This window comes from Niveibacterium sp. (genome assembly GCF_041909475.1).
In the GTDB taxonomy this organism is placed as follows: Bacteria; Pseudomonadota; Gammaproteobacteria; order Burkholderiales; family Rhodocyclaceae; genus Niveibacterium.
Genome location: NZ_JAYRDJ010000003.1, coordinates 205,434 through 231,088, shown reverse-complemented (window position 1 = coordinate 231,088; position 25,655 = coordinate 205,434). Strand labels below are relative to the sequence as shown.

Below are 25,655 nucleotides of genomic sequence, written 5' to 3'. Positions count from 1 at the left end.
CTCCCAGAAGGCTCGCACTTCATAGACCACCGGCAAACCATGCCGGCGCCCAGCGCGGATTGCGGGAATCGCGTTAAGCACAGGCGAATGCGCATGCAGCACTTGCGGTTTGATCTGCACGATCAACTCATCAATGCGCCGCTCCAGCTGGCGCATCAGCTCCAGTTCGCCCAGCAGCGGCTTGCCGGACCACGCCGCGGTGGGCAGCGGCGTGCGGAAGAACTGCAGGCCATCCACGGTTTCCTCAAGCGCAGCGCATGCACCTTGCTTCGGCGAGGTCACATGGAAGGTCTCCCAGCCGAGCCGACGCTGCTCGCGCAAGATCGCCGCCGTGCGGAAGGTGTAGCCGCTGTGCAGCGGAATGGAGTGGTCGAGAATATGTAGAACGCGCATGTCAGCTTGCCATCCCAAGGGCGGCGGGTTGTACCGCATCACCAGCCACATTACGCAGGAAAGCCTCGAACATCAGCAGCGCCCAGATCGAAGCGCTGTAATCCTTCACGCCGGATTGGTGATCGCTGACCAGATGTTGCAGATAGCTTTGGTTGAACAAGCCAGTGTCAGCCATCCGCTCGCCAAGCAGGGATTCGCGCACACGTTCGCGCAGCGGCCCACGGAACCAGCGCGCAAGCGGCACGGCGAAGCCCATCTTGGGGCGATACAGCACATCGGCCGGCAGATAGGGTTCCATCGCCTTCTTGAAGATGAATTTGCCCTCCATGCCGCGCAGCTTCAGATCCGAAGGCAGGGTCGCCAGCCATTCGACCAGTTTGTGATCCATCAGCGGCTCGCGCACTTCCAGTGAATGCGCCATCGATGCCCGATCGACCTTGGTGTTGATGTCGCCGACCAGATAGGTCTTCAAGTCAAGATACTGAATCAGCGCCAGCGGGTCGTCGGTGCCAGCGTGGCGGGCATGGCGGTGAAACACCTCGACGGCCGAGTACCCGCCCAGCCGCGCACGGAACGCGTTGCTGTAAAGCGCGTGCCGCTGGTTGTCGCGCAGGACGGACATGGTATGAAAGTAGGCTTCAACCGAATTGCGCGCGAGCGCCTCGAAAGTCGTCTTCGCGCGAAACACCCGCGGCGCCCAGTCGGCTTTGGGATACAGCCTGCCCAGCAACCCGAACACCGGCTTACGCACGCCCAGCGGCAGCGCGGTGCGCATACGTTCTTCCATCACATGCAGCCGGTGCCGCCGATAGCCGCCGAGACTCTCGTCGCCGCCGTCGCCAGACAAGGCCACGGTCACCCGCTGGCGAGCGAGTTGGCAGACGCGGTAGGTCGGAATGGCCGAACTGTCGGCGTACGGTTCGTCATAAAGGCGAGCCAGTTCATCGATTAAGTCGAAGTCGTCACTCGCCACCGTTTCGACGTGGTGGTTGGTGGCATAGCGGCGCGCCACCACCGCGGCGAATTCGGATTCATTGAATGCTGGATCGTCAAACGCGATCGAACAGGTATTGACCGGCTCCGACGACAGATGCGCCATCGTCGCCACGACAGCACTCGAATCAACGCCGCCCGACAGGAAGGCGCCAAGCGGCACGTCGGCAATCATGCGCAGACGCACAGATTCGCGCAGACGTTCAACCAGCTCTTCGGACGCTGCTTCAACGCTCATGCGGTTGTCGCAGGTGAAGCGGACATCCCAGTACGGAGCCGGCCGGCATTGCGTATCGCCACGGCGCAACACGAAGGATTCGCCCGGCGGCAGCTTGAACGCACCGCGGAAGATGCAGCGCGGCTCTGGCACATAGCCGAGCGCGAAGTAGTCTTCGACGCACTCGGGCTCTATCTCGCGCGGGAAGCGCGGATGCGCGAGCAAGGCCTTGAGCTCCGACCCGAACAGAAACATGCCATCGTCGAGCAGCGCGTAGAACAAGGGCTTAACGCCCAGGCGATCGCGCGCCACGAAAAGCGTCTCGCGTTTGCGGTCCCACAGCACGAACGCAAACATGCCACGGAAACGTGCGACACAGGCTTCGCCCCAGGCCTCCCACGCGTGCACGATCACTTCGGTATCGCTGTGCGTGCGGAACGTGTGGCCAAGCGCCTTGAGCTCGGGCACCAGTTCCTGGAAGTTGTAGATCTCGCCGTTGAACACGACGATCACCGAGCCATCTTCGTTGCTCAGCGGCTGCTGCCCCATTGCCGGATCGATCACCGACAGGCGACGGTGCGCAAACGCAACGCCGGGCTCGAAGTGGAAGCCGGTTTCATCCGGGCCGCGGTGGCGCTGCACGTCCGCCATGCGCTCCACGATGTCGCGCGGCAGCTCACGTCGCCCCCGCGTATCAAACATGCCGGCAATACCGCACATACTCGCGCTACCTCATTCTTCCGCGCCCACAGGCGCACTCGCTTGACGATTCAGGCGCGTCGGGTTGAGCCTTCGAGCGCACGCGAATACAGATTTCCATAGCGGGCCACCATGGCATCAAGGCTGAACTCGGCCTCGATACGCTGACGCGCGGCATGTCCAAACGCGGCGATGCGGGCCGGATCTCGCGCAAGCCCGGCCAGCGCAGCCGCGAGCCGTTGAGGGTCGGAGGCCGGAACGAGGGTGCCCGTTTCGCCTTCACAGACCAGCTCGAGCGTTCCGCCGACGGCGGTGGCGACCACGGGAAGCCCACTCGCCATCGCCTCGAGCACCGTATTCGAGATGCCCTCCGCAATCGACGGCAAGGTGAAGATGTCGAAACTCCGCATCACATCCGGCACATCGGCCCGCTCACCCGCCAGCCACACTTTCGATACAAGCCCCGCATCGCGGACCGCCGATTCGATCGCGCCGCGCATACCGCCCTCGCCGACGATGACCAATCTCAGGTTCGGCAGCTGGCCCGCAATGAGCGAGAAAGCCTTCACCAGACCAAGCTGGTCCTTGACCGCCTGGAGCCTGCCCACCGTGCCAACGACACACAGCGCAGGGTCGTTGAACGGCGAGCCTGCAAGCGCGTTTCGCCCCCTCTCGGCCGGATGGAACCGCATCGCATCGACACCGTTACAGAACAGGCTCACGCGCCGATTGGCGATGCCTACGCGCGCGGTGAGATAGTTCTCCAGCTCGCGCGACAGCGCAATGTACTGCGTCACGAAGGGGCTGTAGGCACGCCGCACCCAGCGCGGCTTTGCACGATCACCGTGCGGATCATCCACGTCGCGGCCGTGTTCGCCATGAATTCGCACCGGAACACCTGCCGCCCAGGCCGGCACCGCCATTTCCAGTGCGGCCAGATTGCGTGTATGGACGATGGCAGGCCGCAGCACGCGCAAGGTCCGGAACATTTGCGGAAACAACGCTGCGCCGGGGCCCGGCTTCTTGTGCAATTCGATGATCTGCAGATCGGGGCGCGCGATCCGTGCGACGAATGCAGGATCGACGTCAGTCAGCGAAACGATGGCGTGGCGGAACTGATTTGCAGGCAAGCGGTTGATCAGGTTGACCATCCCGTTCTCCAGCCCGCCGACGCGAAAGCTGAAGACGATATGTGCGATCAGCGGTGGCATCAGTTGCGCGGAGTCGCGCGCAACACGCGCTCGATTTCGGCCTGGTGAGCCAGCACGAAACGTTCGACCAGCGTGCGCGGGTCCGTCGCCCCATCGCCCCTTCGCGCAACGACAATCACTGCCGCCGAGTCGTCCGGCCGATGCGCAAAGCGATCGGCCACGAGGGCCAACTTAGCGCGCTTGGGGTCGGCCGTCACGCTGTCGCCGAGCCAGAGCCAGGACCACACATCGACGCGATCCGGTTCGCCGAGCAATTGCGTGCGTAACAGCTCATAGCCGTTCGAGAAGCGATCAAGCTGCTCGCCGCCGTAACGCCAGCGCTTGTCTTCAGCGGTGACGAAGCGATTGTCCCACTGCACCAGTTCATGCCCCGGCGTCTGGCTCGCGTAATAGGCGATGAAGAGTGTCACCGTATCGGCGCCCTGGCGGTAGGTCCGCACGAGACGCGCGCGGTCGCCAACATAGGTCGGCTGCCAGCCGGCAACCGGCGCTTCTGCGGTCGCCACCCAGCCCGCAGCCGGGTGAGGCGCCTCGAGCGTGTAGACCGCAGCGCCCGGTGTAGCCGCCAGCCAGGCTTCGAGCGGGCGCCAGACCAGCAGAACCATGAGCATGGCGACGCAGCAGCCCAACAGTTTCGGTAGCGACGCGGCGTCAGCGCCTCGCACAGCTTCGTTCGACGAAGGAGCGTCCGCCTCAGGCGCATCGCCCTCGCGCCAGAACGAGCCGACCCAGAACAAGGCAACGATGACCACACCAAAGAACAGCCAGCCATAGATCAGGTGGTCAACGCCCGTCGCGATCTTGTTGCCCGAGAGATGGCCCAGCATGACGATCAGGTAGGCGCGCAGCCAGTTTGCAACCAGGGGTACCGCAGTCGCAGCGAGGATGAACAGCAGGCGCCGACGCAACGACCTGTAGTTGAGCCATGCGAACAGTACGCCAACCATGATCGACGCGATCAGATAGCGAATCCCGCTGCAGGCCTCAACGACGGACCAGGCACCGCTCGGAATCACGAAACTGTTGCCTTCCCGGAATACCGGCACGCCAGTCACACGCAAGGCGGCGACCGTGAAGTCGGCGGTGTGATTCATCAGCGTAGGGATCAGGAACTCGCCGAACGGCACACCGAAGAACAGGAAGGCGAGCGGAAAGATCGCAGTCCATGTCAGTGCATGTCCCCACACAAACCAGACGGCGGAACAGACCATCGCCACCAGCGCAAAGTGCGTCACCGCAGCAACACTTGCGCTCTCGCCGACCAGCCAGACGAGGCCGGCAATTGCCAGTGCAAGCAGCGCAAGCGGCGCCGGTCGCAAGGGCTGGCGAACCATGTCGTCGTGCATGCCCCACAGCAGCCAGACCGAAATCGGTAGCACCACAAGTCCGTGGGCGAAAGTTTCGGAACGCCACCAGATCGACGCCATCTCGACTGCCGTCGGCCAAAAGACCGCCACCACGAGCAGAAAGGCGGCAAGGCCTGACCCAACGATCCTGAGCCCCTGCGTTTTTTCAGAGTCGTTCGCGAAAGCCGATGCGCTCATGCCTGTGACGCTCCCAGCATGAAGACGTCAAGTTGTGCGAGATGCGCATCCCAGCTGTAGTGATCGAGCACACAGCGGCGCGCGGCCGTACCGATTTGATGGGCGCGGTCAGCATCTGCCAACAGCGACTTGATCGCATCGACGTACTCCGACCCCGTCCTGGCGATCAAGAAATCCTGCCCGTCGACGGCGTTGATCCCGGTCGCGGCGTCGTTGGACACAATAACCGGCCGCCCCATCGCCATTGCCTCGAGCACCTTGTTCTGGACGCCCCGCGCAACCCTCAGCGGTGCAACAACGGCCGCCGCATCTCGCAAATACGGGCGAACGTCAGGCACCGTACCAGTAACATGAATCCGCGTATCGGCTGCCAGCGCCTGCACTTCAGGGGATGGGTTCATGCCAACAATCCAGAACTGTGCCCGCCTATCCATTGCAGCAACTGCAGGCCAAGCTTCACGCACAAACCAGCGGACAGCATCGATGTTCGGCCAGTAATCCATCGCACCGGTGAACACGATATTCGGTCCGGATTCTGGATATGGCGACTGCAAATCGTGTTCCGGTGAAAAGTAAGCGGCATTGACGCCATTGCTGACGGCAAGCACCCGAGCCGCCACCTCCGGCGCCCGAGTACGGAACAGGTCGGCCTCCGCCTCCGAGACAAACGTCACCGCTCGCGCCACTTCCGCTGCATGGCGCTCGTACGCCAGTAACTTGCGCCCCTCGCGACGATACAGCCAAGCCATCGGCCCGCGGTGCGCCTCTGCGTACTGCGTCCATTTTGCCGAGTCGACGTCGCAGTAGTCCGCAAGGGTGTTGAGCCCCGGTACAGCTTCGATGTACTGCATCATCGCCGAGCAGAACACCGCAGCGTCACGAATCCTGTGCTCGGCAACTGTTGCTTTCACCCAACTCAGCATCGACGACTGACGGTAGTACGCAAGTGTCAGCGCCTCTCCCGTCACGAGCCCACGCAGGCTCGCGAGCCGCGCCCACCGTGGAGAGATGGGTTCGCAGTGCACGCCTTCACACCATTCGGACAGCGCAGCAACATGCTGGGCATCGGCCGGGTCATCAATGAAAGCTCCCAGATACACTCGATAGTGTTGGGCGAAGTACTTCAACAGATTGAACGACCGAACCTTGTCCCCCTTGTTGGGTGGATACGGTATCCGGTGCACAAGATAGAGCAGTGGCGGTTTCTGCATCGATGCCCGTCAGCCGAGGTTACGGACAATCATCGGCCCAAGCCGATTGGCCACTGCCAATGGCAACCGCTGCCAGAGCGCAATGAACGCGCGGTACTTCGGGTTCATAGGATTGTTTTGCGGAATGCTGTCACGCTTGAACAAGCGATATTCATAGGCCAGCGGCGTCGGCTCGAAACCCCAGTTCTTCTTGAACGCATAGGGCCCGGTGCCAACCTTGCTGCGGCCGTAGTCGAACACTTTGCAGTCGCGTTCGAGTGCGCGTTGCATCAGTGACCAGTATTTGAAATCGTTCGCCGCCAGATCGCGCGCAGCCGGCAGGTCACCTGCGTAGTACGGCAGGATCTCGTCGCGGAAGTAGAAGCTCAGCACGCTCGACAGTGACGCCCCGTCGGCCGTCGTCACGGTCATGACTTCGCAATCGTCGCCGAAGGCGTCCATCAACGCAGCAAACCAACGGTGCGACATCGCTGGCGTGCCGTGACGACGGACGTTATCGGCATACACCGAGAAAAAGCGATCCACGTCGGCGTCACGGCTTGCGATCAAGCCATTCTTGATGCCTTTCCGCACCATCGCTCGCTGCTTGCGCGGAATCGCCGCCATATTGGCCTCGTCATCCGCCTCCAGCCGCTTGCGGAAGGTCACATACAGATCCTGGTTGGGCCAGTCGGTATGGCGCGGGAGCACGTTGCGGTACTCGAGATGCGCGACACCCAGACGCTGCGCAATGCGATCGGCCTCCAATTCAAGTGCCGCTATTGCTGCAGGATCTTCACTCGCAACACCGCCGTAAACACAGAATGGAAGCGACGCCAGGGAGTGACCGAACAGTCGGCTCTTCACCTCGGCAAGCGGCAGCACGCCAACAATCTCGCCGCCGCGCTCGGCCATAAGGAAGTAGGTGTCGTGCCCCTGATGAGTCTCTATCAGCCCTTGCCACGCAGACAGGTGAAAGAAGCTCGCTGACGGAGAGGCACGCACAAAGGCGTCCCAACGCGCACGATCCGTCGACACCAGTCGCCGAACAACGACCGGCTCAGCCACAAAGTCTCTCATCATCAATCAGGCCTTGGGCAGGAATACTTGATCAGCGCGATCCCAGTTGAAATCGCCCAGCAATCGGCGCAGCCGACCTTCCATGTGTTCGAGGTTCACGTAATGACGGAACTTCGTCCGCGCATCCGCCGCGTCAACACGTGGCTGGGCGGGATCAATCTCCCAGGGATGGAAGTAGAAGATCGCAGAACGCTTGTCCAAACCGTTTACCCGCCGCAAGGACCAGCGCGATACCGGATACGGCAGCAGCCGGAAATACCCGCCGCCGCCTGCGGGCCAGTTACGCCCCGCCCATCGCACCGTCGTCACCGGAATTTCAAGCAAGCCGTTCGTCAGGTAGTAGGGAAACCGCGGCGCGTCTGGCATGCCGTAGTGGTCGTGCGCGATCGGGTACACGCTGGAGCTGTATACGTGCCCGGTCTCCCTCAGTACGTCATGAGCCCACAAGTTCTTTGTACCCACCGAAAAACTCGGCGCACGGTAGCCACGAATCTCGACCCCTGCGATGTCTTCAAGCACCGCCTTGGCCAGCGATACATCCGCGCGAAAGGCTTCCGGTGTCTGCGCACTCGCGCGCTCATGGCCATAACCATGGCTGGCAAGTTCATGCCCTTCCATGACAATCAAACGCACCAGCTTCGGATATCGTTCGGCCACCCACCCGAGCGTGAAGAAAGTCGCCTTCGCGCCGTACTCATGCAACAAGCTGAGTATCCGATCAACGTTCGCCTCAACCCGGCACGGCACGGCATCCCACTGCGCGCGAGGGAAGTGCGACGCCAACGCGGAAACCTGGAAGTAGTCTTCCACGTCGATCGTCAGCGCGTTCTTCACTGCGGACTTCATGGCAGCCCCGTCATTGGCCACGAGCAGCGAGCCATGCATGCAGATGCGCCGCGATGCGCTCTGCGGCGCGGCCATCCCACAAGGCCGGAGAACGCCCTGCCTTGCCGCCGCCAATAAGGATCTGATCCAGCGCGTGGATGATCGCAGCGTGGTCGCGCCCCACCAGCGTATTGGTGCCCTCATCAACCGTAATCGGGCGTTCGGTGTTCTCGCGCAAAGTGAGGCAAGGCACGCCAAGTGCAGTGGTCTCTTCCTGAATGCCGCCCGAATCCGTCATCACAACCCGTGCGGCCGACATCAGGCCCAGCATTTCGAGATAGCCCTGCGGTGGCAGTTGCACGATGCGCGCAGCGGCAAGACGAGCAAACAATCCGAAGCGCTCCAGATTGCTACGCGTGCGCGGATGCACCGCAAACGCGATGGGCAAACGCTCGCTCGCTTCGCACAAGGTGTCGACGAGCCCGCTCAAGGTATCCGGATCATCCACGTTGGAAGGACGATGCAAGGTCACAAGCGCAAAACCGTTCGGCGAACTCAGCGCGTCGCCGGAATGCCCGGCCGCTTTGAGCGTCTGCTCGACCGGCACCGCCTGCGCGAGATTCGCCCGCAGCGAATCAATCATCACGTTGCCGACAAACTGGACACGCGACTCGGCAATCCCCTCACGCGCCAGGTTGGCCGTAGCGCCCGCCTCGGTGGTGTAGAGCAGATCAGCGATCTGGTCGGTCAGCACCCGATTGATTTCCTCCGGCATACCGCGATCGAAACTGCGCAATCCGGCCTCTACATGGACGACTGGAATGCTCTTCTTCGTCGCGACGAGGGCACAGGCGATGGTCGAGTTCACGTCACCGACGACCAGCACGGCAGAAGCACCGTGCTCGTCAATGATGGGCTCGAAGCGTTTCATGATCTCTGCAGTCTGAACGGCGTGCGATGCAGAGCCCACCTCGAGGTTCACATCGGGGTCCGGTAACTTCAGATCACCAAACAGCTTCGCGTTCATCGCATGGTCGTAGTGCTGACCGGTATGGACAAGCAGATACGGCACGGGCGGTTGGTGCGCCGCGAACGCTTTGACGATCGGGGCCATCTTCATGTAATTGGGGCGTGCGCCCACGACGCAAATCACCGGTTTCATCCGGGCTCCTTCATCCGGCATGCCGGCGTTCCTTGTCCTGGTCATTGGTATCGGCGGCGGGGTTGCCCAGCCCCAGCAGGGCACAAACAACCTGCTCCAGCTGCTCAACCCGCGATTCGAGACGCGAAGCTTGATAACCCGCTGCGACTTCCGCCAGACGCCGTGCCGCCGCAGGGTCGGCCAGCAGGCGCGAGAGCGTCGAGCTATCCAGCCCGGGCATCGCTGTCAGTGGGGTGATGGCGCGTTCCGGACCGGCCTCTTCACGCATCTCGGTCACGACGTTGTCGACGTCGCTGGCGCTCACGCCGTGCCTTTCAGACAGAAAGCCCGCCAACAAAACGCGATCGCACAACGTATTGATCCGCCGGGGAATGCCACCTGACGCAGCATGAATTACATCGAAGGCGCTCGCCTCGATCCGTGGGTCCCCTTTCCATCCAACACAGCCCAAGCGGTGTTCGACGTATGCACGCGTTTCCGCAAGATCCAGCGGCCCGAGGTGGTAGGACGCGATCACACGCTGCCTCAACTGCTGCATGTGTTCGCTCTGCATCGTCTGGCGAAACTCAGGCTGCCCGACAAGAAAACTCTGCAGCAAAGCATGGTCTTCCAACTGAAAGTTGGAGAGCATGCGGAGTTCTTCGACGGCGCGCGGCGTAAGGTTCTGCGCCTCATCGACAATCAGCAGTGCGCGCTTGCCGGCGGCGGTGAGCTTGACGAGGAACGTCTCGAGTTGCAGCAGCAAGTCCGCCTTCTCGACGTTCTTGGCGGGCAGTCCGAACGCCGCTGCGACCAGACGAAGGATGTCGTCCGCATCGATCTGCGTACTCACCAGATGGGCTGCGACAACCTTGCTGGAGTCAAGCCGCTGCAACAGGCTTCGAACGAGCGTCGTCTTACCGGCACCGACATCGCCGGTAATCACGATGAAGCCTTCGCTCTGATGCAAGCCGTACTCGAGATAGGCCATCGCCCGGCGATGACCACGGCTGCCGTAGTAGAACGACGGATCTGGATTGAGTTGGAACGGCTTCGAAGTGAAACCGTAAAAAGACTCGTACATAGAACCTCAGAAACGCATGCCGAGCGTTGCAGCCACCGAATTCTCGTCGTAGCTGCTCGCGCCTCGGCTCGCCTGGTATCGGTAGCTCAGCGAACCAATGATGCCTTGCCCAAATGACGTGCTGCCGGTCAATGACGCATCCCGACGCCGGGTCGTCGTGCTGAGCCCCAAAGCCTCGCCATTCGAACGGCTCGCCCCAAGCAGCGCAGTCAGATTGCTGATCGGAGTAAGGCGATGGTTGAGCACCAGGGTTCCTCCAATGTCCTCCACAACATCGAAATTCGCCAACTGATCCCCCGGCACAAGCAGCGCCGGATCAACCAAGCGACGCCGATCGGTGTAAGTCAAGGACAGCACAGCACCGTTACGAGCGCCGGTCAGCCCGCCGCTCACCTGAGCACGCTTTTCCAGGTAGTAACTGCGAGTGACAAAGGTGGCGCCGGAGAGAATCTCGTACAGAGAGGGCAAACCGCGATCGGCCCAAGTCTTCGCTGCGCCCTTGCCACCGTCCGGCGCTTTGGTACCTGCCTCGGCATAGGCAATCATCAAGCCGAGCAACTGCACACTACTCAGTGTTGAGGACGTGGTCGTCACATCCCGCACAAAACTGGCCGAGATCGAACTAAGTGGCCCACGCCAGGTGAACTCGTAGTTATAGCCGTTACCGAAAAAGCGCTTCTCGGTCATGCCTGCCAGCCGCGTCCGCGGCGACGGTGTCCACTCAAAACCGCCACCGTAGATCTGCTGCTCTTCGCCGCCGAACGCCGCAAAGTTGTTTCGTTCATAGCCCACATCGGCACGAAGCTTGAACATCGAGTCAACTGCGTAGACACCATAGAGGCGCGCGTCCGATGTTTTCGAATCGTTGGCCGTGTCGTACTTGATCACCGAATGGTTGCCGGTCAGATACCAACCAAGCGGATCAGGGCTGGCACCGTTGCCGACCATGAGATTCACATCCTGCCGCAGGTTGTTGTTGAGGAAACTGTTCGACGAATCACTCAAGGTTGCCCGATAACGAACCTCGCCGGTTTCACGGGCCCCCCATTGCCAGCGGAAATACGGACTCAGCGAAAACATCGTGAGTTGCGTCGCATTGTTCGGGTTGTAGGCTGCCCCGCCGGCCGGCGCACCAAGTGTCGTGATCTGTTCCTGGCTTGCGCTCGCGCTCGCATCGAGCATCAACTTGCGCTCATACAGATCGACCGTGCCAGTACCGAACATATTGAGGTTCGTTCGATTCAACGAATCCTCGTTCGCATAGACGTTCGCGTTGACGCTGGCGCGGAACGACCCGTAGGAGCGGCTGGTGCGGCCACTGGTCGCAAATCCGGGCTCCACGCGCAAGGACCAATCACCGACGTGCTTGCCTTCCGCCGACAAACGAACGTTATCCGACCAGGTCAAGCCCACGCCGAGCGTCGGTTCAATCCGCCAGTTACTGGACGGCCCCTCCGCCGCGAAGCCTGTTGCCTGCGAAGCCGCCCCGTTGAAAAGACCGGTGGACGCGTAGTCCGCCTGAGCGACAGCCGGGATAACCCCCAAACAGGCAGCCAGTACGCAAACCGGAGATGGCTTACGAGCCAGCCTCATTCTTGCCGTAGCCATAACCGTATCCATAGCCGTAGACGCCGTAATGGCCAGCCGACGATTGCTGACGCACTTTGTTCAGCAACATCAATTTGACCGGGCAAGCCTCCAGTGCCGCCAGCGACTGCTTGACCATCGCGTGCGTGCTGCGTTCGGACTCCACCACCATGATCACCTGGCCCATGTGCGTAGCAAGCGCACGCGCCTCCGTAGTAACCAGCACTGGGGGCGAGTCGAAGATCACGATGCGATCGGTGTAGCGCGTTGCCAGCTCGTCCAGCAGGCCATTCATGGCGTCGCTCGCAAGCATTTCAGTTGCGCGCGGTTGAGGACGACCTGCGGGAAGGATGGACAGTTTGGCGATGTTCGTGTGAAGCATCACGTCGCCGATCGACGCCTCATGCCCCTGAAGCACGTCCATCATCCCTGACGAGACAGGCAAACCCAGCGCAGCCAGCACCGAAGGCTTGGAGACGTCTGCGTCAACAAGTAGGACCGTATGGTCAAGCTCCATCGCCATGGAGATGGCCAGATTGATCGCAGAAAAACTCTTGCCCTCGCCCGGCATCGAACTCGTCACCATGATCAGGTTGCCGTTCTCGATGGGCGCAGCCCCCTTACCTTGGGCGTTGCGCAAGACCGGACGTTTGATGATCCGGTACTGTTCTGCGATCGGACTGTTCGGCGTCGTCGGCGAAACAAACCCGAGCGCACCCAGCCGATCAAGGTCAATGTTAACAGTACGCCGCTCACGTGTCGTATCGGTCTCCGGCGCGGACAGCGGCGACGCGTCAACGGGTGCGCGCTTGACCTGTACAGCGGTAGCCGGCGCCCCCGTTTGCGTCGGTTGCGCAACGGCGTCGCTCCCAACATCCAGACCGGCGCGCTTGAGTTGGTCCAGGCGCTCGACTGCTTTTTCAATGATGCTCACAGTCGCCCCTTTACAGACCGAATGCCCGAAGCGCCAAGACGGCCGTCATCAACGCGAATACACCGACGAGGGACAGCAGCCCTCCGGCAAAGTAGATCGACTGCATCCGCTCTCGTTTAGTCCTGACTGGCGTCTCGATCAGCGTAACGACGCCAAGCACCGGCAGCCCGGACACCTCGCGCAACGCTCGCCCATCAAAGAACACGGGTCGAACCTGGAACACCAGGAAGGCGACAAGCAGCCCAATCGCAAGCGACACCAAACCCGATGCAGGCATCAGCAACGCACGATTTGGGGCCGCGGGCTTGCTCGGCACCGAGGGCGGGTCAATCAAGCGGAACTCCGCCACACCGGAAGATGCATCCATTTCAACGGACATGTTGGCGGCCTCACGGCGCGATACCAAACTCTCGTAGTTCTTCTTGTTGATCTCGTAGTCACGGTTGAGCTGGGCGAACTCTGCCTCCATCTCCGGCAGCATCCGCTGCGACCCCCGCATGGCGCCCAAGCGCGCCTCATATTCGGCGACCCGCGTCTTCAGCGACGCGACATTAGCTTCCGATTCGCTCAGAGAAAGTTTGAGCTGCTGGTAAACCGGGTTTGTGCCGAGCGAGCCCGACATCCCACCACTCTTGCGCCGGGATTCGACTTCCTGCTTTTTCTGCGCCTCGAGTTGTTCAATGACCCGGCGTGTTCCAACGACGTCCGGATGCTGGTCGGTGTAGCGCTGAAGCAGCGCGTCCAGCTGCTTCTTCATGGCGTCGATACGACCATCGATTTCTGGAATCGACACGCTACCAGCGGACGCCTGACCGCTGTCGGGCAAGAACACTGGGTCTTCACCCACCAACTGCCGCTTCAGCGCGTCACGGGAATTTTCCACTTCACGCAGTTCGAGTTTTGCCTGATTGAGCTTCGCTGTCAGCTCGCCGATCTGTGACACCGCGTCCTTGCCTGAGTCTCCAAACAGCGCCAGGTTCTTGAGCTTGAATTCCTTCAGACGATTCTCCGCGTCAGCCAACTTCGTCTCATAACTCTTGATTTGCTCTTCGATGAAGCGCCGCGCCTCGTCCGAATCTTTGCGCTTGTCGCCCAAACCGGACTCAACAAAGATCGAAACCAACGCCTGGACCACACGCTTGGCGCGCTCCGGGTTCGTATCCTTGAACGTCAGCACGAATAGGTCGTCACGCCCCGCGCCTGTAACCGTGAGACGCTTGATCAGATCATCGATCAGCACCTCACGCTGCTCGCGAGTCTTCACATCAAGATCAAGGTCCGCCATCCGGATGAGTTTTTCGACATTCGGCCGGCTGATCAATGTCCGGCTCAGGATCGTCACCTGCTGTTCGACATTCGTCGGCACAGCAAGCCCCTGCATCAACGGCTTTAGAACCGATTGGGTGTCGACGAACACTCGCGCGCGCGCCTCATATTTATCGGGGATCAGCATGACCACTACGGCCAGCACCACGCCGCCGATCCAGGCCGCGAGCAAGCCCCACCAGCGGTAACGCCACATTCCGCGGGCGTGCGCAATTGCACTTGCGAGAAGTTCTTCCAATTTTTACGACCTGTCGAATTGAGGCGAGACGCGCTTAGAACCAGCCCTGCGGAATGATCAGAACATCGCCCGGGCGCATATCCACGTTTGCGGAAACGTCACCCCGCTTGAGCAGATCCTTGAGACGAACGCTGTACTGCTTGCCGCCCTCTGCGGTCCGCAGAATGCTTGCTTTGTTGCCGTCTGCGAAATCAGTGATGCCACCGACGGCAATCATTACATCCAACAGACTCATCTTCTGTTTGTACGGAAGAATCTGCGGCTTGGCCGCCTCACCAACGACGCGGATCTGCTCGCTGTATGGACCAACGAATCCGGTCACGACAACAGTAACGATGGGATCGCGGATGTACTTGGCAAGTTGCTTCTCAATGTCGCGGGCCAAGGTCGAGGGGTCCTTGCCCATTGCCGGCAAATCCTCAACCAAGGGCGTGGTGATCTTGCCATCCGGACGCACAGGCACCCCCATCGAGAGTTCTGGATTGCGCCAAACGACGATGCTCAACATGTCCCCTGCGCCGATCAGGTAGTTGTAGTCGGCGGCAACAGCGCCGCTCGGCGCGGGCGGGTACTGCGTAGCACACCCTCCGAGAAACAGGAAAGCAGCGGAGACCAATGCGAGCCAAGTGCCCTTGGCAAAAGAAACGCGAGTCATGACGACCCCCCAATTAACGAGTACAAACGCCTAAACGCCCGGATGATGGTACGCGAGCGCCGCCCGAGCGGGCGCCAAAAATGACACGGTTCAAGTTTGCCAACAACAAAAAAGCGGAACGGCCCTTTCGGGCCGTTCCGCCTTGCTTGAAGCAGAATCGCTTACTTCATCTTCCGACGTGCGCCGGCAGCAAGTCCGAGCATGCTCAGACCCAGCAGGGACAGAGTACCCGGCTCCGGCACTTCGAAGTCGATCGACGAGTCGAGCTGCGACTGGCGGACATAGCGGGTTTTGCCGTCGGCACCAACGAAGGCGCGAAGTTGCGACGGCGTCGGGATCGGCGGATCAACGTTAGTGTCGAGCGACCACGACAGAATTCCGCTATCGCCTTCAACCTCGGCAAAGGTCTTGCCCGACAGGATGTCGTTCCAGAAACCGGCCACGAACGGATCTGCAGTCTCGTTCGCATCGGTGATATCGCCATCACCATTGAAATCGAACGTGAAGGTACCCAAGATGTCCAGGTTCGCAGCAGCGATATCGGAGTTATTGACGTTCATATGCAGAAGCTGCTTGCCGTTGTTGGCGTCGCCGCTGACATAGAACAGATCGAAATAACCGCCGTCGAAATACGGCGTACCCGCAGCGCTGATACCACCGGTGAAGTAGTAGTTGAAGCTCATACCCCAACCACCCGGGGTGTTAAAGCCTTCGGTATCGTCGGTCAGCGGATCGAGCGGGTTCAGCGCATCAATATTGCGCTGACCGGACGATGCTGTGTCCTTGATATTTACGCCAGGCGTACCGTTGATCGACGCACCTGTGGTGTTGCCAATCACGCCGAAACTATTGAGGATCGACTTGATGTTGGTGTCGTAAATCTTGGCGCCAGGGCCAACCGGGCCACCAGGAACCACGGGCTCGTAGATCGAGGTAGCAAGGCTACCCGTCAGGCCGAGTTGGGTAATTTCGCCAGTCTTGCCGTCACCGAAGATGCTTGCACCACGGTTGATGTACACCGGGCCCGCGACCGCTTGCGCAGCCGCACCGACGAGCACCAACGACGCAGCAATCTTTGAGAGCTTGGTCAGTTTCACGGTTGCTTCCTTTCAATTATCTCTATCGATCGGGGCCAGTTCGCCCGTCGAAGACTTATAAGCAACCGATGTGCCACGTTTTTGTTGGCGGAATTTTTACTCTATTTATCAGTCGCTTATACGAACAACACTGACAACTTCGCCACTACCAGACCCACCCGGAGACGACGGCTGTAAGACCTGTCGACACCTCGCTGAAGATGACCTAAAGCGTCTTCGCAAGCATGCGGGCGCCGATGCTGATGGCAAGTCGCTGCAGGGGATTACGGTGCCCGCCGGGGCGCCAGGTGCGAACCATGCGGTTGGTGTAGGCATCGAAGTGATAGCCCCAAGGCGCGCCGCGCACAGCACCACGATCCAGGATGAGCTTGAGTGTTTCAGTCGCCGCCGCGCCAGCACACAGCATGCAGCCCATCACGGTGGAGGGCCCCTTGCGGTCCTTCAGACTGATGCGGTTCGGCTCGACCAGATAGGCGTTGTGCAAGCGACGGGGCGCAAGCCCGACGAGAAAGCGCAGCGCTTTTTCGGTGTCGGAGCGCCCCTCGAAGCCGAAGTAGTCTTCAAAGCTCATGCCGCCCGGCAGAAAAACCAGCACCGAGGTGCCCATCCCCAGCGGTGCAGCGGTTACCGCGGGAATGCCCAGTCGATGACAGGTCGCGAACGCAAGCTGCCGCGCCTTGAATGCGAAGAAGTCCAGGCCATCGACGTAGACGGAGGCGCCGTCCAGGAAAGCCTCGATGTTGGACTCATCAATCCCTTTCGGAAACACGCGAATGTCCGCCTCGGGGTTGATGTCTTTCGTCATGGCGGTAATGACATCAGACTTCTGCCGGCCCACGGTGCTGACCATTGCGCCCGCCTGACGATTGAAGTTGGGGTAGTCGAAGGCATCGAAATCAGCGACCGAAAACTTGCCGACGCCCAAGCGCGCGAGCGTCGTGACATGGAAGCCACCGACCCCCCCCAGACCCGCAACGGCAACGCGCGCATTGCGCAGTCGAGCCTGCTCGGCCTCGGTCGTCCACCCCAGATTGCGCGAGAACGCGTTGTCGTAATCAAAACCTGACGCCATACTTTGAGTCATTTCTGATGCTCCTCAAGTAGTTGGCCCTGCAGGCCAGCAAGCACATAGACGCTCACGTCATCATAGCCCTACGGTACAGGGGCAATGAAACAACGCGCTCGATCTGTGACACAACGGTGCTTCCGCAGGCACGGAGACAAAAATGTCAGCCGAACTGGTTCCTGGCAACCTGGGTGATAGCTTCAGCAAGTACTTCGAGATCGTGCCGGCACTGGATGAGGCGGTACGGCATGAGGCGTTCTTCGTACGCCACGAGGTGTACTGCAAGGATCTGCATTTCGAGGACGAGCGGGCGAACCGCGAAGAAACCGACGACTACGATGAGCATTCGCTCCACTGCGTGTTGCGCACGCGGGGCGATAACGCACGACCAGTCGGCTGCACGCGGATGATCCTCGCCAAACCGGACGACCCGGGCGCACCGCTGCCGTTCGAGAAGTACTGTGCCACCACGCTCGACCGGTCGGTGATTGATCCGGCTGCGCTACCACGATCAGCGATTGCCGAGGTGTCGCGACTGGCCGTGGTATCGGATTTCCGACGCCGGAAGGACGAACAGGACAAGCCCGTGTCGATCAGTGATGACGACTTTCGCGCGGGTGGTGCAACGCCACGCTTTCCGTTCATCCCGGTGAGCCTGTACCTCGCCTGTGTCGTGATATCGCTGCGGGAAGGGATCGAGCACCTCTTCGTGCTAACCGAGCCGCGGCTGGCCATGCATTTCTCGCGGATCGGCTTCGACATACGGCAGATCGGGGGGCCTGTCGAGCACCGCGGTAAGCGGGTGCCTTCTTACCTGCGGCCAGCGGTGATCAGGCGCGATCTGAAGCCGATGATGCGTCCGCTCTATGAAGTGGTGGAGGCATCGATTGCCCGCGCCTATGCAGCGGCCGGCCGCTGAACACGGCTAGGGCCGCTCGCGCTTCTCGCAGGCGAGCCACGCACGCGCCAGCATGTGCGCACTCACTGGCGCAGTGATGAACACAAATCCCAGCGGAATCAGATAGCGCAGGCTGAGCGCACCGTCGATGAAGTAAAAGTAGAGCGCGAGCGCCGCCAGCGCGCAGCCCGCACCGAGCGTCGCGGCCTTCGTCGGTGCGTGCAGCCGCAGCATGAAGCCTGGAAGTCGCGCCAGGCCCCATGCGCCCACCAGAGCGGCAGCGCCGCCGAGGACCAGCAGTACCGCGACCAAGGTGTCAGCCCAGATCGGCATCTCTACCCCCTCTTGCACGGATCAGATAGCGCGCCGCGGTCACCGTGCCGACAAAACCGAGCATCGCGATGGCGAGCATGCCTTCGAAGTTGAATGGATTGCCCGATGTGATGCCCAGCACCGCGATCAAGGCCAAGGCGATCACGTAGAGGGTATCGAGCGCAAGCACACGGTCGTGGGCCGCGGGGCCGCGCAGCAGCCGAATGCCGCACAACAACAAGGCCAGCAGATAGGTCAGCGCGACGTAGGGCAGAACGATCGCCGTCATGCGTAAAGCTCCAGCAGCAGGGATTCATAGCGCGCCTTGATGGCCTGCGCGACCGCATCCGGGTTGTCGGTATCCAGCGCGTGTACGCAAAGCCGCGAACCCTTGGCGTCGTAGTCGACCGACAAGGTGCCGGGCGTCAGCGACACGATGCCGGCCAGGGCGACCACGCGCACATCGTTCGGCAGCGCGAGCGGCACGCTGACCCAGCCCGGCCGCAGGCGCCCGGGGCGCACCAACACAAGCCAGGCCACCGACAGATTCGATGCCGGAATGTCCCAAGCAACACGCGCAATCAGCCGCAACAGGGGCAGCAGCCGCAAGCGCGGCCCCTGAACGCGCTTAGGGCCGAGCCAATAGGCCACCAAGCAAGCCAAAGGCACTCCCAGCAGCATGTTTCCGGTCGACGTACTGCCCTGCAGCAGCAGCCAACCCGCCCAGAGCCCGACGAACCACACGATGGACACACGACCGGCCTTCATGGTTGTGCCCTCATGGATTGAGTGCCGAGCACCATGCGGACATAGCTATCCGCGTGCGTGATGCCATCCGCCGCGGCCAGGCTGTAACGCTGGGTCGGTGCGGCGAAAAGGGTCACTGCGACAACACCGCCGCACAACCAGCACAGCGCGATGCGCTCGACTGCGCTTGCCTGGTCGCCACCGGACCCGGCCACCCGCAGAGCGGCGCGCGCAAAACCAACCACCAGCAGCAGGCTGGCCAGCAGGAGCGCGAACGCCACCCATACATGGGCAGGAGACGCGAGCAGGCCGTGCAGCGCCTGGATCTTTGCCAGAAACGATGCAGCCGGAGGCAAGCCCGCGGCGCAGAGTGCCGCGGCCAGCAACCAGAGTTTTGCATTGCCCAGCCGCCCGCGAGCGTGGAGATCCGCCACCAGGTACAACGCACTGGCGCTGGCTGCGCTGGCCGGCAGATACATCAAACCCGCCGCGAGGGTCTGCAACGATCCGGCATTGAAGACAATCAGCAAGAAACCGCTCGATCCGAGCACGCCCCAGGTGGCGACTTGCGCCAAGGAAAGGCTTGCGAGCGCACCAAACCCGGCCAGCAACATTGTGCCAACGCCGGCAAGCAACACCCCATTGGAAAAGGAACCCTCATCCAGCGCGCTGCCCCAGAGGCTCGTGACCCGCAGGAGCGAGTAGGCCCCCAGCTTGGTCAGCAAAGTAAATGCTGCGGCAGACACAGGCGAGATGCGGCCGTAGGTCTGCGGCAACCAGGCACTCAACGGCAGCGCTGCGGCCTTGAGCAGGAAAACCACCGCCAACAAGCCGACACCGACCCTTGCAAGCGGCTGGTCGGCAGCCGGAAGTGCTGGCAGGCGCTGAGCAAGATCGGCGAAAGACAGGCTACCGGCCACGCCGTACAGCAGGCCCGCCGCGATCAGGAACAACGCAGAGCCAGCAAGGTTGATGGCCACGTAACGCAAGGTCGCGCCCGCTTCGCGGGGGCCGGCGCCGAGCAGGGCCACGCCGTAGGACCCCACGAGCATGACTTCGAAGAACACGAACAGATTGAACACATCAGTCGTCAGGAATGCGCCGTTGACACCCATCCACAGCACATGGAACAGCGGATGCGCATAGGCGCCACGATCCTGATCGCCGCCCACGATGAACAGCAATACCCCGAACAACACCCATGCCGTGGCCAAAACAGCCCAAGCGCTGAGGCGATCCGACAGCAGCGCGATACCGTACGGCGCCTGCCAGTTCCCCAGCAGGTAGACGGCGTCGTTGCCGGCTGCAGACTGCACGACCAGCGCCATCGCGGCACCAAGAATCGCAACCGCGCCGAGAAGGCTCAACCCCCGACCGAAGCGCGGAAACATGAGTGTCAGGATTGCCGACACCAGCGGAAGCGCGACCGGAGCAATCACCAGATGCGGACTGGAGATGAATGCCACGTGCCTAGCCCTCCGCGGCATCGCTGCCGCGATGCGTGCGTTGGATGGCGAGCGCTACCACCAGGGCGGTCATGGCAAAGCCGATGACGATCGCCGTCAGCACCAGGGCCTGCGGCAGCGGGTCGACATGCGCAGTCACCGTCACTGCGCCGTACGCCGGGACGATCGGCGGCTTGTCGGGTGCGGGGCGCCCCATGGCAAACAGGAATAGGTTTACGCCGTAGGACAGCAGCGTGATGCCGACGATCATGTCGAACACGCGACCACGCATCAGGCAATACAACGCGCACGCCACCAGCACGGCGATGGCCGAAGCGAGCATCAGTTCCAGCGTCATCCGGCGGACTCCTCACGCCCGAAGGCAAAAGCCAGGATCAACATCAAGGTCGCGCCCACCACCACAGCCATGACCCCCAGATCGAAAGCGGCTGCACTCGCAAGCGGCAGTTCGCCGATCCAGGGCAGCACCGGGTGGCCAAAGGCGCTGGTGAGGAAGGGATAGCCCAGCAAAAGACTGGCACCGCCAGTCAGCGCCGCGATCGCTAAACCAGACGCCAGCCAGCGTACCGGCCGCGCATGTGGCGAGCGCCACGACCCCAGCGCAAGCGCCTCCAGCACCAGGCCGATCGCAAGCAGCAGACCCGCGACAAACCCGCCACCCGGCAGGTTGTGCCCGCGCAGGTAAAGGTAAGCCGCAACCAAGCCGACACACGGCATCAACAGCCGCACGGCCAGTGGCAACATGAACGAGCCGCGGAAGCGGCCCAGCACCCCGGCCCGTTCGCGGGCAAGGAAGGCCCACACGATCAAGGCGGCCGCCGCCAGCACCGTGATCTCACCGAGCGTGTCGAAACCGCGGAAGTCCACGATGATCACGTTGACCGCGTTGGTACCCCCGGCCCCATCGACGGCGTGAGCAAGATGGAAGTCCGAGATCACTGCTGGCTTACGCTGCATGGCCTCCCACGCAAGCCATCCCGCCCCACCGCCGCCCAGCAGCGCCAGGGCCATGTAGCGAAGGCGCGCGCCGAGTCGCCGCGCGCGCGGCGCCTCGACCGGCAAGCGCTCGAGTGCCAGCAGCAACAGCAGCACGGTTGCGACCTCGACAAAGAGCTGCGTGAGCGCCAAGTCCGGTGCTGACAGCCCTGCGAACGCGATCGAGACGGCGAGCCCGACGGCGCCCAGGAACAGCAAGGCCGTAACCGGCCGCACCCGCGTGCTGACCGAGGCCACGGCAAAAACGGTGCCGACCACCCAGATCAACCAGGCCCCCGTGAGCGTGACGCCCGAAAGTGCCGGCCGGTGTGCTGAAAATCCGCCGGCGACCAGCGGCAGCGCCGCCGCCAGCACCGCGGCAACTGCGAGCAGCGCCATCTGCAAACGCAAACGGTCACCCTGCATCTGCCGAACCAGCAATCGACCGCTGCGCGCAAACGCGAGCAGTCCGCGCTCATAGGCTCGGTAGCCGGTGGGCGTCGGGTCCGCCTGGCCGTGAAGCCAGCGACCCCGCATCAGAACAGCGTAGGCCGCGATACCCGCGAGCAGCGCGAAGGCGCTCATTGCCAGCGGAGCATTGAAGCCGTGCCACAACGCGAGCGAATACTCGGGCAAGGTGCCACCGATTGCCGCCCTGGCCGCCGCCGCGAGCGGCAGCCCGACGATGGGCTGGGGCATCAAACCGACCGCAACGCAGATCACCACAAGAATCGCGACAGGAACCGCCATCCAGCGTGGCGGCTCATGCGGAATACGCGACAAGCCGACCGGTTCGCCATTGAAGAACACGTCGTGCACGAAGCGCGCTGAATAGGCCACGCCCGCCGCACCGGCCAGCACGGCGGCCAGTGGCGCGAAAAGCGCGACCAGATCGTGGCCTTCAAGTGCCAGCGCCTCGCCGAAGAACATCTCTTTCGACAGGAAACCGTTGAGCAAGGGCACCCCTGCCATCGCGCCCGCAGCAACGATTGCCAGCGCGCCAGTCAGCGGCATGTAGCGCCAGAGGCCATTCACCTTGCGCAGATCACGCGTGCCGCATTCGTGGTCGACGATACCGGCCGCCATGAAGAGTGACGCCTTGAAGGTGGCATGGTTGATTACATGGAACACCGCGGCAACGATGGCGCTATCCGCCGAGAAGCCGATCAGCAGCGTGATCAGCCCGAGGTGGCTGATCGTCGAATAGGCGAGCAATCCCTTCAGATCATGCTGGAACACCGCAGCCACGCCGCCCAGCAACAGGGTGATTGCGCCGGCGGTGCTAACGGCAAAAAACCAGGCCTCAGTGCCCGCCAGCGCCGGGTAGAAGCGCAGCAACAGGAAGATGCCAGCCTTCACCAGCGTGGCCGAGTGAAGGTAGGCTGACACCGGGGTCGGTGCCGCCATGGCACGCGCAAGCCAGAACTGGAACGGGAACTGGGCGGACTTGGTGAATGCCGCGAGCAGCACGCAGGCAAGTATCCACGGATACGCGGCATCGGCCCGCAACAGATCGCCACTGCGCAGTACCACATCGAGATCGTAACTGCCGACCACCCGGCCAATCAGCACCACCCCCGCCATCAGCGCCACACCGCCCAAAGCCGTGACGGACAAGGACACCCGTGCGCCCCGCACGGCGCCACGATCTGGCGCGTTGAACGCGATCAGCAAGAACGAGGCCACGCTCGTCAGTTCCCAGAACAGCGCCAGCAGCACCAGATCGCCGGCCAGCACCACGCCCAGCATCGCGCCCATGAAGGCGCAGAGCAGCGCATAGAAGCGCGGCAGGCGTGCATCGCCGGCGAGGTAGTAACGCGCGTACAGCATGACCAGCGCGCCGATCGCGCACACCAGCGTTGCGAACAGCCACGCCAGCGCATCGAGCCGCAGAGTCGCCGACACGCCCAGCGCCGGCAGCCAATCGGCCGCCACCTTCACTGGTGCACCGGCGAGCACGCCGGGCGCAAGCGATGCGAGCAGCGCCAGCAGTGCGAGCGCACAGCCGCCCGACAGCGCGAACGCTACACCTGCGCTGCGCAGCCGCGACAAGAGCAAGCTGGCACACCAAGGCAGCAAAGCCAGGAAGAATAAGCTCATGCGTCTCCGTCAGCGCGGCAAGCAAGGAACATGAAGGCTCGATCTTATCCGCCCCAAAGCCAATGGCACACCCGCACCGACATGCCACCCCGGCGGCACCAACAGAATATGACAAAGGAATTTACTTGCTTTTTTTGTATTTACGATATTTACTAATGAGACCATAAAGACGGCTCCATTGAGGGCTGTCACCCGATGCCCTGTTTGCACACACGGGTCAGGCTCTCAGAGCCCGGCTGCGCGACGTGAGTGCGGATACCAGACAGGGCCGGCAACAAGTCGGAGAGTCACACGATGTTGCTTGAGCGTTACCGCGCGACGCTGTCGGTCGTCCACCGGCCGTCACATCCATCTACCTGCGATCTGCATCGGGCTGCCGCGACGCGGCCAAGCCCAGGCGCCCACTTCCTGTTGCGCGCCACCGCCACAAGACACCTCTGAATTACCGACCCGCTGCGCGCAATTTGGTTCGCTCGCAGCGATGCACGACGAGATTGCGCCAACGCCGCGCAATCCGAGCCGCTGGCTCGCGCGCAGAACGGGGCACGACCGCCTCGCAGCCGCAGCCAGCACCATCGACATCAAAGGAGATTTTGATGCAAAAGCAATTCCGCGTACTGGGCATTGCACTCGCACTCACCAGTGCATTCGCCAGCGCCTCAGCCATCGCCGCCACGCAACAAGCGGGTGCCAGCAAGGCCATCCTGCTGCAGGGCTTCCACTGGAACTCGCCCAACTACAGCGGGCCGAACTGGCTGCAGACGCTGGGCGGCAAGGCGGCAGACATGAAGGATCTGGGCATCACCCATGTGTGGTTCCCGCCCGCGACCGATTCGGCCGACGCAAACGGCTACCTGCCGCGTCAGCTCAATGTGCTGAGCAACAAGTACGGCAGCGAGACTGACCTGAAGAACGCGGTGGCCGCGCTCAAGGGCCAGGGAATCAAATCGATCGCGGACATCGTGATCAACCATCGCGTAGGCACCGCCAACTGGGCCGACTTCACGAACCCGACCTGGGATTGCCGCGCGGTCGTCAACAACGACGAATGGACAGGCAAGTGCGGCAACGCCGACTCGGGCGATGGCTACGCCTCGGCACGCGACGTGGATCACAGCCAGACCTTCGTACAGAACGACATCAAGAGCTGGATGGCCAAGCTCAAGGCGGACGGTTTCACCGGCATCCGCTACGACTATTCGAAGGGCTATTCGCCGAGCTACGCGAAGCTCTATCACGATGCCTTTGCGCCGGATTTCTGCGTCGGCGAGGTGTGGACCAATCTCGACTACAACAACGTCGACGCGCACCGCCAAGTGTTGATGAACTACATCAACGGCACCGGCAACACCTGCGCGGCCTTCGACTTCACTACGCACGGCCTGCTCGTGCAGGTGCTCAACAACAACGACTACTGGCGCCTGAAGGACAGCGCCGGCAAGCCGGCCGGTGCAATCGGCTGGTGGGGCCAGATGTCGGTGACCTTCGTCGACAACCACGACACCGGCCCGTCTGAAACCAGCACGACGGGGCAGAACCACTGGCCGGTACCGGCCGGCTCGGTGATGCAGGGCTATGCCTACATCCTGACCCACCCGGGCATCCCGACGGTGTACTACCCCCATGTGTACAACTGGGGGCTGCGTGCCGGCATCAAGTCGCTGATCCAGGCGCGCAACGCCGCGGGCGTCACCTCGACGTCTGCCGTGGCGATCCAGCAGGCCACCACGGGTCTTTACGCCGCGATCATCACCGGTACCACCGGCAAGCTCGCGATGAAGATCGGCCCGAACAGCTGGTCGCCGGGCACCGGCTGGACGCTGCTGACCTCCGGCACCAACTACGCCGTCTGGAAGCAATAAACAGCCGCGCGGGGG

Annotated in this window: 23 protein-coding genes; 2 read left to right on the top strand and 21 right to left on the bottom strand. The window is 62.1% G+C overall.

Annotation, left to right across the window (positions count from 1 at the left end; translation table 11 throughout):
* The 15 genes from ACE3P0_RS04785 to ACE3P0_RS04715 form a co-directional block, all read right to left on the bottom strand.
* Window positions 1–393: glycosyltransferase (locus tag ACE3P0_RS04785; protein WP_374400385.1), on the bottom strand; the 393-nt coding region annotated here is incomplete at its 3' end.
* A 1-nt stretch (window position 394) separates the two neighbouring features.
* On the bottom strand, window positions 395–2,323 hold the full coding sequence (locus ACE3P0_RS04780; RefSeq protein WP_374400383.1) for an XrtA/PEP-CTERM system amidotransferase: 1,929 nt from the start codon (window positions 2,321–2,323) through the stop codon (window positions 395–397).
* Between the two features lie 50 nt (window positions 2,324–2,373).
* On the bottom strand, window positions 2,374–3,513 hold the full coding sequence (locus tag ACE3P0_RS04775) for a TIGR03088 family PEP-CTERM/XrtA system glycosyltransferase (RefSeq protein WP_374400381.1): 1,140 nt from the start codon (window positions 3,511–3,513) through the stop codon (window positions 2,374–2,376).
* Window positions 3,513–5,057: an exosortase A gene (gene xrtA, locus ACE3P0_RS04770; protein WP_374400378.1), complete on the bottom strand. Its 1,545-nt coding sequence runs from the start codon at window positions 5,055–5,057 to the stop codon at window positions 3,513–3,515. The genes ACE3P0_RS04775 and xrtA overlap by 1 nt, the downstream gene beginning before the upstream one ends.
* Window positions 5,054–6,268, bottom strand: coding sequence for a TIGR03087 family PEP-CTERM/XrtA system glycosyltransferase (locus ACE3P0_RS04765; protein ID WP_374400375.1), 1,215 nt, complete (start codon window positions 6,266–6,268; stop codon window positions 5,054–5,056). Before ACE3P0_RS04765 ends, xrtA begins: the two co-directional genes overlap by 4 nt.
* Before the next feature lie 9 nt (window positions 6,269–6,277).
* Window positions 6,278–7,327, bottom strand: a complete 1,050-nt coding sequence (locus ACE3P0_RS04760) for a FemAB family XrtA/PEP-CTERM system-associated protein (protein WP_374400395.1) — start codon at window positions 7,325–7,327, stop codon at window positions 6,278–6,280.
* A gap of 6 nt (window positions 7,328–7,333) precedes the next feature.
* The gene (locus ACE3P0_RS04755) at window positions 7,334–8,173 is read right to left on the bottom strand and encodes an XrtA system polysaccharide deacetylase (protein ID WP_374400372.1); all 840 of its coding nucleotides are present in this window, start codon (window positions 8,171–8,173) and stop codon (window positions 7,334–7,336) included.
* 10 nt (window positions 8,174–8,183) lie between these two features.
* A complete protein-coding gene (wecB, locus tag ACE3P0_RS04750; protein ID WP_374400370.1) occupies window positions 8,184–9,314 on the bottom strand; it encodes a non-hydrolyzing UDP-N-acetylglucosamine 2-epimerase in 1,131 nt (376 codons plus the stop codon).
* 10 nt (window positions 9,315–9,324) lie between these two features.
* A complete protein-coding gene (locus ACE3P0_RS04745; protein WP_374400367.1) occupies window positions 9,325–10,377 on the bottom strand; it encodes an XrtA/PEP-CTERM system-associated ATPase in 1,053 nt (350 codons plus the stop codon).
* 6 nt (window positions 10,378–10,383) lie between these two features.
* Window positions 10,384–11,985, bottom strand: coding sequence for a TIGR03016 family PEP-CTERM system-associated outer membrane protein (locus ACE3P0_RS04740; protein WP_374400364.1), 1,602 nt, complete (start codon window positions 11,983–11,985; stop codon window positions 10,384–10,386).
* Window positions 11,954–12,898 (bottom strand): XrtA-associated tyrosine autokinase, encoded by a 945-nt coding sequence (locus ACE3P0_RS04735; RefSeq protein WP_374400362.1) that lies wholly within the window; start codon window positions 12,896–12,898, stop codon window positions 11,954–11,956. The genes ACE3P0_RS04740 and ACE3P0_RS04735 overlap by 32 nt, the downstream gene beginning before the upstream one ends.
* Before the next feature lie 10 nt (window positions 12,899–12,908).
* Window positions 12,909–14,462 carry an XrtA system polysaccharide chain length determinant gene (locus tag ACE3P0_RS04730; RefSeq protein ID WP_374400360.1) on the bottom strand — a complete coding sequence of 518 codons (1,554 nt, stop codon included), beginning with the start codon at window positions 14,460–14,462 and terminating at the stop codon, window positions 12,909–12,911.
* A gap of 34 nt (window positions 14,463–14,496) precedes the next feature.
* Complete coding sequence (locus ACE3P0_RS04725; protein WP_374400358.1) at window positions 14,497–15,117, bottom strand: XrtA/PEP-CTERM system exopolysaccharide export protein; 621 nt, start codon at window positions 15,115–15,117, stop codon at window positions 14,497–14,499.
* A 161-nt stretch (window positions 15,118–15,278) separates the two neighbouring features.
* Complete coding sequence (locus tag ACE3P0_RS04720) at window positions 15,279–16,214, bottom strand: PEP-CTERM sorting domain-containing protein (RefSeq protein WP_374400356.1); 936 nt, start codon at window positions 16,212–16,214, stop codon at window positions 15,279–15,281.
* Window positions 16,215–16,419: 205 nt separating this feature from the next.
* Complete coding sequence (locus ACE3P0_RS04715; protein ID WP_374400353.1) at window positions 16,420–17,298, bottom strand: ThiF family adenylyltransferase; 879 nt, start codon at window positions 17,296–17,298, stop codon at window positions 16,420–16,422.
* A 142-nt stretch (window positions 17,299–17,440) separates the two neighbouring features.
* Between ACE3P0_RS04715 and ACE3P0_RS04710 the strand changes: the two genes are divergently transcribed.
* Window positions 17,441–18,199 carry a PEP-CTERM/exosortase system-associated acyltransferase gene (locus tag ACE3P0_RS04710; RefSeq protein ID WP_374400351.1) on the top strand — a complete coding sequence of 253 codons (759 nt, stop codon included), beginning with the start codon at window positions 17,441–17,443 and terminating at the stop codon, window positions 18,197–18,199.
* A 6-nt stretch (window positions 18,200–18,205) separates the two neighbouring features.
* On the opposite strand, the gene mnhG is transcribed toward ACE3P0_RS04710, so the two are convergent.
* Genes mnhG through ACE3P0_RS04680 form a run of 6 tightly spaced genes read right to left on the bottom strand, consistent with a single transcriptional unit; the run spans window position 18,206 to window position 23,778 of the window.
* Window positions 18,206–18,511 carry a monovalent cation/H(+) antiporter subunit G gene (gene mnhG / locus ACE3P0_RS04705; protein WP_374400349.1) on the bottom strand — a complete coding sequence of 102 codons (306 nt, stop codon included), beginning with the start codon at window positions 18,509–18,511 and terminating at the stop codon, window positions 18,206–18,208.
* The gene (locus ACE3P0_RS04700; protein ID WP_374400347.1) at window positions 18,495–18,779 is read right to left on the bottom strand and encodes a monovalent cation/H+ antiporter complex subunit F; all 285 of its coding nucleotides are present in this window, start codon (window positions 18,777–18,779) and stop codon (window positions 18,495–18,497) included. The genes mnhG and ACE3P0_RS04700 overlap by 17 nt, the downstream gene beginning before the upstream one ends.
* Window positions 18,776–19,258, bottom strand: coding sequence for a Na+/H+ antiporter subunit E (locus ACE3P0_RS04695; RefSeq protein ID WP_374400345.1), 483 nt, complete (start codon window positions 19,256–19,258; stop codon window positions 18,776–18,778). The genes ACE3P0_RS04700 and ACE3P0_RS04695 overlap by 4 nt, the downstream gene beginning before the upstream one ends.
* The gene (locus tag ACE3P0_RS04690) at window positions 19,255–20,703 is read right to left on the bottom strand and encodes a proton-conducting transporter membrane subunit (protein WP_374400343.1); all 1,449 of its coding nucleotides are present in this window, start codon (window positions 20,701–20,703) and stop codon (window positions 19,255–19,257) included. The genes ACE3P0_RS04695 and ACE3P0_RS04690 overlap by 4 nt, the downstream gene beginning before the upstream one ends.
* Before the next feature lie 4 nt (window positions 20,704–20,707).
* Window positions 20,708–21,040, bottom strand: coding sequence for a Na+/H+ antiporter subunit C (locus tag ACE3P0_RS04685; RefSeq protein ID WP_374400340.1), 333 nt, complete (start codon window positions 21,038–21,040; stop codon window positions 20,708–20,710).
* The gene (locus tag ACE3P0_RS04680; protein ID WP_374400338.1) at window positions 21,037–23,778 is read right to left on the bottom strand and encodes a monovalent cation/H+ antiporter subunit A; all 2,742 of its coding nucleotides are present in this window, start codon (window positions 23,776–23,778) and stop codon (window positions 21,037–21,039) included. Before ACE3P0_RS04680 ends, ACE3P0_RS04685 begins: the two co-directional genes overlap by 4 nt.
* A 596-nt stretch (window positions 23,779–24,374) precedes the next feature.
* Between ACE3P0_RS04680 and ACE3P0_RS04675 the strand changes: the two genes are divergently transcribed.
* Window positions 24,375–25,640 carry a glucan 1,4-alpha-maltotetraohydrolase domain-containing protein gene (locus ACE3P0_RS04675; RefSeq protein ID WP_374400336.1) on the top strand — a complete coding sequence of 422 codons (1,266 nt, stop codon included), beginning with the start codon at window positions 24,375–24,377 and terminating at the stop codon, window positions 25,638–25,640.
* The last annotated feature ends 15 nt before the right edge of the window (window positions 25,641–25,655 follow it).